Source organism: Staphylococcus casei (genome assembly GCF_030294405.1).
GTDB lineage: Bacteria > Bacillota > Bacilli > Staphylococcales > Staphylococcaceae > Staphylococcus > Staphylococcus succinus.
The window spans coordinates 22,384-32,242 of the sequence record NZ_CP125720.1; the positions used below are offsets into that span (position 1 = coordinate 22,384).

General features: G+C 31.0%; 8 protein-coding genes and 1 pseudogene. 7 read left to right on the plus strand and 2 right to left on the minus strand.

What is annotated here, in order from left to right; all coding sequences use genetic code 11:
* Positions 1–158: 158 nt before the first annotated feature.
* The 6 genes and pseudogenes from QMO72_RS13695 to QMO72_RS13725 all read left to right on the plus strand — a co-directional run bounded on the left by QMO72_RS13695 (position 159) and on the right by QMO72_RS13725 (position 7,293).
* On the plus strand, positions 159–2,945 hold the full coding sequence (locus tag QMO72_RS13695) for a type I restriction endonuclease subunit R (RefSeq protein WP_286093286.1): 2,787 nt from the start codon (positions 159–161) through the stop codon (positions 2,943–2,945).
* 97 nt (positions 2,946–3,042) lie between these two features.
* Positions 3,043–3,618 (plus strand): restriction endonuclease subunit S, encoded by a 576-nt coding sequence (locus QMO72_RS13700; RefSeq protein WP_103266566.1) that lies wholly within the window; start codon positions 3,043–3,045, stop codon positions 3,616–3,618.
* The gene (locus QMO72_RS13705) at positions 3,619–5,175 is read left to right on the plus strand and encodes a type I restriction-modification system subunit M (protein ID WP_103266568.1); all 1,557 of its coding nucleotides are present in this window, start codon (positions 3,619–3,621) and stop codon (positions 5,173–5,175) included.
* Positions 5,168–6,367, plus strand: a complete 1,200-nt coding sequence (locus QMO72_RS13710) for a restriction endonuclease subunit S (RefSeq protein WP_103266570.1) — start codon at positions 5,168–5,170, stop codon at positions 6,365–6,367. The genes QMO72_RS13705 and QMO72_RS13710 overlap by 8 nt, the downstream gene beginning before the upstream one ends.
* 51 nt (positions 6,368–6,418) lie before the next feature.
* Positions 6,419–7,004: pseudogene (locus tag QMO72_RS13715) on the plus strand (SAV1803-related protein).
* 4 nt (positions 7,005–7,008) lie between these two features.
* Positions 7,009–7,293: an LOG family protein gene (locus tag QMO72_RS13725; protein ID WP_256092553.1), complete on the plus strand. Its 285-nt coding sequence runs from the start codon at positions 7,009–7,011 to the stop codon at positions 7,291–7,293.
* Between the two features lie 87 nt (positions 7,294–7,380).
* On the opposite strand, the gene QMO72_RS13730 is transcribed toward QMO72_RS13725, so the two are convergent.
* The gene (locus QMO72_RS13730; RefSeq protein ID WP_002512564.1) at positions 7,381–8,667 is read right to left on the minus strand and encodes an MFS transporter; all 1,287 of its coding nucleotides are present in this window, start codon (positions 8,665–8,667) and stop codon (positions 7,381–7,383) included.
* 1 nt (position 8,668) lies between these two features.
* A complete protein-coding gene (locus QMO72_RS13735; protein WP_002512563.1) occupies positions 8,669–9,427 on the minus strand; it encodes a glycerophosphodiester phosphodiesterase family protein in 759 nt (252 codons plus the stop codon).
* 221 nt (positions 9,428–9,648) lie between these two features.
* Here QMO72_RS13735 and QMO72_RS13740 point away from each other — a divergent pair, with 221 nt between their 5' ends.
* A complete protein-coding gene (locus QMO72_RS13740; protein ID WP_103266571.1) occupies positions 9,649–9,849 on the plus strand; it encodes a helix-turn-helix domain-containing protein in 201 nt (66 codons plus the stop codon).
* Positions 9,850–9,859: the final 10 nt, after the last annotated feature.

A 9,859-nucleotide genomic window follows, 5' to 3' on the forward strand; every position in this document is an offset into this window, starting at 1 on the left:
AAAAAGCGCTACAAGCTCATGAACTTGTAGTGCTTTTTTATGCTAGAACTTCTGATAATTATCGATTATGTAAATGGTTAGTATAAGATAAATAATTATATATATCTTATATGTTATTATTTAATTATATTAAAGATTGATAGGGTGGAGCGATTAAATTGGGATACCAAAGTGAATATGGTTTAGAAGAAAATGTAGTTAAACAGCTACAAGATTTGGGGTATGAGCGTGTATCATTGCGCAACGAAACACAATTGAAAGAGAATTTTAGACGTATTTTAAATGAACGAAATGCAGATAAATTAGAGGGTACACCTATATCAGATAGTGAGTTTAAACGTATCATGATTGATATAAGTGATAAAAGTGTATTTGAAAGTGCTCAAATATTAAGAGATAAATATGTACTAGAACGTGATGATGAAACAAAAGTTTATCTTAGCTTAATGAATATAAAAAAGTGGTGTCAAAATACATTTCAAGTCACAAATCAGGTAAGCGTGAATGATACACACAAGAGTCGTTATGACGTAACCGTTTTAATTAATGGGTTACCTTTGATTCAAATTGAACTTAAACGTAGTGGTGTTGCGATTACAGAAGCTTTTAATCAAATTGAACGCTATCGTCGTCAAAACTATACAGGGCTATTCAGATTCATACAAATGTTTGTTGTGAGTAATAAAATGGAAACACGCTACTACGCGAATAGCGATCAAAAAATCATGAAAAGTCATATGTTCTACTGGAGCGATGAAAAAAATGAGCGTATTAATGTGCTTAAAGATTTTATTGAATCTTTCTTAACACCGTGCCATATTGCTAAAATGATTAGCCGTTATATGATTATTAATGAAACAGATAAAATATTAATGGCCTTAAGACCATATCAAGTCTATGCTGTAGAGGCTTTGTTAAATCGTGCTATAGAAACAAATAACAATGGTTATATTTGGCATACGACAGGGAGTGGTAAAACCCTCACATCGTTTAAAGCGAGTCAAATATTAGCGCAAGAATCAGATATTAAGAAAGTTATATTCTTAGTTGATCGCAAAGACCTAGATGGTCAAACTTTAGGGGAATTTAATAAGTTTGAGTCAGATTCTGTTGATAGGACATTCAATACTAAAAAGTTACTCAAACAAATGGATGATCCTACACGGAAACTAATTGTTACGACGATTCAAAAAATGGATAATGCGATTAAATCAGGGCATCCAGCAATGGAACGTTATAAAGAAGATAAAGTCGTTTTCATTATTGACGAATGTCATCGAACGCAATTTGGTTCAATGCACCGCATCATCAGACAACATTTCGGAAACGCCCAATACTTTGGTTTTACGGGAACACCTAGATTTGAAGAGAATGCGAGTCAAGATGGACGCGCGACTGCGGATATTTTTGGAGAATGTCTACACCATTATCTAATCAAAGATGCGATTAGAGATGGCAACGTGCTAGGTTTTTCTGTTGAATATATGAATACATTTGATCGCAGTGAAAAAATTACCGAAGATGGTTATGTTAATAAAATTAATGAAGCTGAAATATGGATGGCAGACGAACGTGTTCAAAAAGTAGCAGAACATATTATTGCGAACCATAATAAGAAAACACGTGATCAAATGTACACAGGTATGTTAACCGTTCAAAGTATTCCAATGGCGATTCAATATTATCGTGTTTTCCAAAAATTGAAGAAACAAGGCGTACATAATTTTAATGTCACGACAATATTCAGTTATCAAGATAATGAAGCCATAGATGATACGATGGATGAACAAACGAGAAGAGATATATTAGAAGGTATCATTCAAACGTATAATGAGACCTTTGATAAAAATTTCTCAACGGATACGTTTGATGGTTACTTCAATGATGTATCAAACCGTGTCAAACAAGGATTAGCCGATCAAAAATTAGATATCCTTATCGTTGTTGATATGTTCTTAACAGGTTTCGATAGTAAAAAGCTTAATACGCTATATGTTGATCGTAATATACAACATCATTCGCTTATTCAAGCTTATTCACGTACCAATCGTGTTGAAGAACCAACGAAACCGTATGGAAATATTGTTGCTTATAGAAATTTAAAAGAAAAGACAGATGAAGCCATTGAGCTATTTTCTAAAACAGATAATACAGATACGGTGTTAAGCTTATCGTTCCAAGCATATTTAACGAAATTCAAACAGGCTCTGATTGAACTATTTGAATTAGCTGAAACACCTCAAGCTGTAGACCAATTAGAAAGAGAAGAAGATCAGCGTGACTTTGTTATTGCATATCGTGAGTTAGCGAAGCATATGCAAAAGTTAAAAACGTTTGATGAATTTGCATTTGATGAGGAAACATTAGGTATTGATGAACAAACATATGAAGATTATAAAGGTAAATATTTAGATATCTATGATAAAGTGATACGACCTGATAAAGAGACTGTAGAGGGAGAATCTATATTAGACAATATTGATTTTAATATTGAGATTTTACGCAATGATTTGATTAATGTTCAGTATATTTTAGATTTATTAAATCAAATTGATTTAAGTGATACAGAACAACAAGCAAAAGATATTAAAGAGATTCGTAAAGTGCTTGATAAAGCTGATGATGATCAATTGAGATTGAAATCCGATTTAATTCGAACATTCCTAGATAAAGTCGTACCGAACTTAAATGAAGGTGATTCAATTGATGATGCTTATTATAATTATGAATCTAAAGTGAAAGTCGGAGAGCTGGAACAATTTTCTGAGGAAACAGATTATCCGTTAGAATTATTGAAATCGTTAGTTAAGGAATTTGAATTTAGTGGCCATTTAAATAATAACTTAATTGAACAAGGCGTTTCTGGCGGTCTTTTAATACGTACTAAAAAAATAAAACGTGTGAAATCATTTATCAAAGACATGGTTAAAAAATATAGTGTTTAACTCAAAACAAGTGTAGTTTTCAAAAACTACACTTGTTTTTATTTTGAAGACATGCTATATTTGTTTTGTAGAAAATCATAACTACAGGAGGTTTGGTATGTTAAAAGATTATGTTAATTATCAAAGTGGCACATTAATACAACGTTTAGAAGTCGATGAGAGCGGCATAGGGGATCATTATATGGTATATGATCAAAACATGTTAGATATAGATTTAGGTTTAACCATAGATGACACATATCAACCTAGAGTCATAAGATTAAAAGATACATCAAGAGCAACCGTTGTACATAAAGATGATATTGTCATAAGTATGATGACAGGTGAATGTACTTTAGTGAGTTCGAAACATGATGGCTCAATCTTACCTTATAACTATACAAAAATTGAAGTTACTTCTGAATTGTTGGAACCTACTTTTTTAGTCTATTGGTTTCAATTAGCACCAGAAGTACAATCACAATATAAGCAATATATGCAGGGCGGTTCAACAATTAAAAAATTAACCCACCAACAGTTAAAATCATTACACATAACTTTACCTACTTTAGAGAAACAAAGATTGATTGGATATATCGGGGTTAAAGAAAAACGATTGAATATATTAAAACAAAAACAAAGCCGATTAAAAAAACAATTTTTAACAAACACTTTATTCAAGGAGGACAATTAAATGTCTATTACGGAAAAACAACGTCAACAACAAGCTGAATTACAAAAAAATCTATGGTCTATCGCTGATGACTTACGTGGCAATATGGATGCAAATGAATTTAAAAACTATATCTTAGGTATGATTTTTTATCGTTTCTTAAGTGAAAAAATTGAAGAACAAGCACAAATACTCTTAGCTGAAGACAATATAGATTATGAAACTGCGATGGCAGATGAAGATTATAGACCCGTCTTAGAACAAGAATTTATTTCACGTATCGGTTATGTGATTGAACCACAATATCTATTTAGTCACTTAGTTAAAAAAATTGAGAAACAAGTTTTTGAAATGGAAGACCTGAGTAATGCGATTAAAAACATAGAAAATTCTACACGGGGTCACGATAGTGAAGATGACTTTATTCACTTATTTGATGATTTAGACCTTAATTCTTCACGTTTGGGTAACTCTAATGCTGCACGTACAAAATTGATTTCAAAAGTAATGATGAAGATATCTACATTACCCTTTGTTCATAGTGATATGGAGATTGATATGTTAGGTGATGCTTACGAATACTTAATTGGTCAGTTCGCAGCAAGTTCAGGTAAAAAAGCTGGAGAATTCTACACACCTCAACAAGTTTCAACGATTTTAGCTAAAATCGTAACAGCCAATAAAAAAGACCTCAAAAGTGTTTATGACCCTACATGTGGATCGGGATCATTACTCCTTCGTGTTGGTCGTGAAGCCGATGTGCGTCAATATTATGGTCAAGAATACAACAGTACAACGTATAACTTAGCACGTATGAACATGTTGTTACATGATGTAAACTATGCGAATTTTAAAATTGAAAATGGGGATACGATAGAAGATCCAGCCATTTCAGACGAACGTTTTGAAGCTGTCGTTGCCAATCCACCTTATAGTGCGAAATGGAGTTCAGATCCACAATTCTTAGAAGACCCACGTTTTAGTAATTATGGAAAATTAGCTCCTAAATCAAAAGCAGACTTTGCATTTATTCAACATATGATCTATCACCTAGATGATAATGGTACAATGGCTGTCGTTTTACCGCATGGTGTGTTATTCCGTGGCGCAGCTGAAGGCGTTATTCGTCAGTACTTAATTAAAGAAAAGAACTATTTAGATGCGGTCATCGGTTTACCATCCAACTTATTCTTTGGGACATCGATACCAACAAGTATACTTGTCTTTAAAAAGTGTCGTGAAGAAGATGACAATGTATTGTTTATTGATGCATCGCAATCATTTGAAAAAGGTAAAAATCAAAACCATTTAACAACTGAAGATGTTGAAAAAATTGTTGAAACGTATAAAAATCGAGAAACATTAGATAAGTATAGTTACCCGGCAAGTTTAGAAGAAATCGCAGAAAATGACTATAACCTTAATATCCCAAGATATGTCGATACATTTGAAGAAGAAGAACCAGTAGATTTAGAACAAGTCCAAAAAGATTTAAATCAAATCGATCATGAAATCGCAGACGTAGAGCAAGAAATAGAAAGCTACTTAAAAGAATTAGGAGTGGTGACACATGACTAATGAAGTGAAAAAAGTACCAGAATTAAGATTCCCAGAGTTTGATGGGGAGTGGGAAGAGACGAGAGCGGATGAATTATTTTCATCAATTTCTGATAAAAACCATTCTGGAATGTTACAGCCTTTATCAGCTACACAAGATAGAGGAATGGTATTGCGTGAGGAATTAGATAAAGATATACAATTTAATAATAAGAGTCTAAAAAGCTATAAAAAGACTCTGCCGGGTGATTTTATAATTAGTTTGCGCTCGTTTCAGGGAGGATTTGAGTATAACAATTTATTAGGTTTAGTTAGTCCGGCATATACTGTTCTAAGAAAAAATGATGACAATATAGATGAAATGTTTTTTAAATATTACTTTAAAAGAAGTTGGTTTATAAAAAAATTGGATTCTATGATATATGGTATTAGAGATGGAAAATCAATTAGTTTTAATGATTTTTCAACGTTTAAAATAAATATTTCATCATTAAATGAACAACAAAAAATCGGTGAATTTTTCAGCAAACTCGACCAACAAATTGAATTGGAAGAACAAAAACTTTCATTACTAGAAGAACAGAAAAAGGGATATATGCAAAAGATTTTTTCTCAAGAGTTGAGATTTAAAGATGAGAGTGGGAATGAGTATCCTGAGTGGGAAGACAAATTAATTTCGGATATTGGTAAAGTAGTTACGGGGAATACTCCAAGCAAAAAAGATAATGACTATTGGAACTCAAATCAGTATGTTTGGGTAACACCAACTGATATTTCTAACAAAAAAAATATTTATACTTCAGGCTATCAATTAAGCCAAAAAGGATTTAGCAAGGCTAGACAATTACCTAAGAACACTTTATTAATTACTTGTATAGCTAGTATAGGAAAAAATGCAATTTTAAGAATAGAAGGTTCCTGTAATCAACAGATTAACGCAGTTATACCTAATGATAATTATGATGTTGATTACTTATATTATGCTTTTGAAGATGTATCCAAATTAATGAAAAGTATAGCGGGTAAAACTGCTACTCAAATTGTAAATAAAGCAGTTTTTGAAAAACTATTATTAAACGTTCCAATATATGAGGAACAACAGAAAATTAGCGGGTTTTTAAATAAAGTAGATATATTAATTGATAAGCAAACTCAAAAAATTGATGAGTTAAAATTACGTAAACAAGGCTTTTTACAGAAAATGTTTGTGTAGTTCTGATAACGGCCTATTATGTAAACTTTTTGGGAAGGGAATATAAAAAATATGATCATTAATCATGAAGAGAAATATAAATACTATAGCAGTTTGCTTGAAATGTCCTATTCAAAAGTTATTACGCTATTGATTAAAAAGTATGGCGAAGTTACAGATGACTACTATAAAGAAAAGTCTTACAAAAAATTCCTGAATGGAGAAATCAAATCCATTAGTAAAGGAAAGTTTTCAAAAACTAAAGAAGGCTTATATTGCCATCATATATTCGAAGATCAGTATGATAATCTTTCAAACCCTCAGTTTATTCGTAATTATAGATATGATTACGAATATCAAAAGAAGGAAAATTTAGTTTACTGCGATTTATTTGAACACCTCATATTACACACGCTAATTGCGAAAGAATCTAATGGTATTCATGGACTAGCAGGATATCTTGTATTCATCTTACCCAATATTGAGGAATGGTATTGTGAGTGAAATAGATCCTATACTAGAATGGCAAAAGTATTGTAAAGATAAGGCTAACTTATCAAAAGAATATACTGAACAATTATTAATAGAGATTGATAAAAAAGTAAATAATACTGATATGTATAAACAATATAAACAAGAAATATCTAAAAATATCTAAATTCATAGAATTAGGGCAAGCTTGCATAGCTCTTCCTGGGGGCCCAGGTACTTTGGAAGAAATAACAGAAGTGATATCTTGGGCAGGTGTTGGCAAAAATGATAGTCCTTGTATATTCTATAACATAAACAGTTATTATCATCCAATGGAAAATATGTATGATGACATGGTTAAAAATGGCTTTTTAACTATAACTGATAGAGAAAAAACACTTTTTAGTAATTCTTTAGATTCTATAGAAGAATTTATTTCTAATTATGAAAAAACAGTAGTACGTAGTTATAAATAAAAAGCAGCGATAATTATCGCTGCTTTTTTAATACCTTTGAAACCTCGTTTATTGCAGTGGTGGAATAAAAAAGTACACCTAATTCACTTATATAGTATTTCCGCTTTTTCGTTTGTTAATAATAACTAATAATAAGGAGGATAAACTACCTAAAATAGCTATTCCTATACCTATTTTAAATATCAATTCGTAAGCAACGATTTTATCATCAGAATACAAATCAAGTAATGACCCATTCATGGTATAAACCCAAAATATTGGAGCGTAAGCAACAAAAGATCCTATGCTCATTGCAGACCCCATATATTTCTCAGGTATCTTAAGTTCTGCTATCGGAGCTAAAATAACGCTTTTAGATAAAAAGGTAGTTACTGAGAATAAGATTAAAAGTACAAAACTGAAAATCATACCCACTTTAAAAAATACAACAATCGATAATGTGATAGCCGAAATTAATAAAGCAACAGAAATCAATTTAGATGAAGATTTAAAAACGAAATCTGAAACAACTCCAGCTACAAGACCCATTAAAACGCCCATTAAACCAGTATTAAAAATCCCAAATAATGCTGTTTGCGACGTCGATAAATTATACATGTTTTGTAAATATGGGACACTATAGATTAAAATTATGTAACACCAATATATAGTTAAAGCACTGATTGAAGCAAGCCAAAGCTTTGGTTTTGAGAAAACAAAAAAGATTCCCTTAAGCGCTTCGAGTGACTTATTTGATGTATCACTTTCATTGATTTCTCCCTCTACGGCTATACCATTCTTAGGTACATACTTAATAATTAAGAAAATAAGAGGTATTATTAATAAATTATATATCAACATACCTCCTTTAAATATAATAAGTCCACTAAAGAGTGCCATAACAGCAACGATTAATAAATTCATTAGCATTTCTTCTGCTCGTCTCACCGATTCTAAGAGACCAAAACCGAGTGCACGTTTATTTTCGTTAGTAAATAAAGTAACTCCATTTAATACTGCTGGCCAAAAGAAAGCGTCCACTATTCCCCATATAATGGCAATTATTTTTAAAATACTAAATGAGGGAGAAAACATTATTACGACAGTCATGGTAACAAAGCGAACGACCAAACCAAAAATTAATATAGATTTAACAGAAAACCTGTTGTTTATCCATCCGCCAGGTATATAGAAGAATACAGATATACCAATTAAACTAAATATAACGCCTAACTCTGAATTAGATATGTTCAAAACTTCAAGTAATAAATTGTAAAAAGTTCCTTTGAAGGCTTCAAAACCTGAGTATATAAGTTGTCCTGCTGTTAAAACAGAAAAGAAACCTACTAGGTCTTTTCTATTTTTTAAGCCTAATTTTTCAATTAACATATTCATATTACTGCACCGTTTCTTCCGAACTTAGGTGTAGTAACTCATTGGCTATATCTGTAAATATGCCGTTTACGCCCCAATTAAACAGTTCGTTAGCTCTTCCTTTATCGTTTACTGTCCAAACATTTAAAGTATAACCTTGAGTAATAATATGATTAACCTTTTCTTTTGTTAATCCTTTATCCTCTATATGTATAGTTTTAGATCCTAAATAATCGACGATTGATTGCCAATCTGGATAAAATGCATGTTCTTCAAATAAAACAGCTCTTTCAACTTCAGGCAATGATTCTTGAGCTAATTTTAATAACGTAAAATTAAAACTAGATATAAGCACTTTAATATTGTCATTCAATAAACCAAGATTTTCTTTTAAAAGTTGGATTAACTTTTTCGATTGGTTTACACTATTATTGCCTGTAACACCTTTCAATTCAATATTCACATTAAGATCATATTTGTTTACAATATCGATTAATTGTTTGAATGTAGGAACTGTTTCTTTATTGTATTGTTCCCCGAACCATAGTCCAGCTGAAGCATTTTTAATATCTTCATAATATGATTTAGATACTTCACCCGTCGTGTTTGTTGTTCTATCTAAAAAGTCATCATGTATAATAATTAATTCTTCATCAGCTGTAATAGCTATATCTATTTCTATCCAATTTAAACTATCAATTTCCCCACATTTTACAAAAGAAGCTAATGTATTCTCTGGTGTGATTTTAGGTAAACCTCGATGTGCAAATATTGTATTCATTTATAAGACTCCTTATTATTTTATTCGACAATATATGATACTACATTATGTAAACGTATCCAACACCTTTTTCAAAATTTGTTAATAATGTTCAATTTATATTTAACATTATTAACAAAGAGGGCATATAGAAACAAATTAATAATATAAAAAAAGACTTCTTAGAATTGATGTGCACCCCAAAAGTTAGATTTTTAGTCTAACTTTTGGGGTGTATTTTTATGGGTAAACATTATAAATATGAATTTAAATTAAAGGTAGTTCAAGAATATTTAAATAGTTCATTAGGTTATAGAGCATTAGCAAAGAAATATGAAATATCGACTAAAAGTTTAATCGAAAGATGGATTGCACAATATAAAGAATTTGGACCCGAAGGGTTAAGTAAACCTTCGTTTTTGACACAAAACCTCTTAACTTAATATTAAGAGG

Bases quoted from the DNA above. Each gene is read 5' to 3' on its own strand.
- QMO72_RS13700 (WP_103266566.1), top strand. From the start codon at position 3,043: ATGTTAAAAGATTATGTTAATTATCAAAGTGGCACATTAATACAACGT.
- QMO72_RS13705 (WP_103266568.1), top strand. From the start codon at position 3,619: ATGTCTATTACGGAAAAACAACGTCAACAACAAGCTGAATTACAAAAA.
- QMO72_RS13710 (WP_103266570.1), top strand. From the start codon at position 5,168: ATGACTAATGAAGTGAAAAAAGTACCAGAATTAAGATTCCCAGAGTTT.
- QMO72_RS13730 (WP_002512564.1), bottom strand. From the start codon at position 8,667: ATGAATATGTTAATTGAAAAATTAGGCTTAAAAAATAGAAAAGACCTA.
- QMO72_RS13735 (WP_002512563.1), bottom strand. From the start codon at position 9,427: ATGAATACAATATTTGCACATCGAGGTTTACCTAAAATCACACCAGAG.
- QMO72_RS13740 (WP_103266571.1), top strand. From the start codon at position 9,649: ATGGGTAAACATTATAAATATGAATTTAAATTAAAGGTAGTTCAAGAA.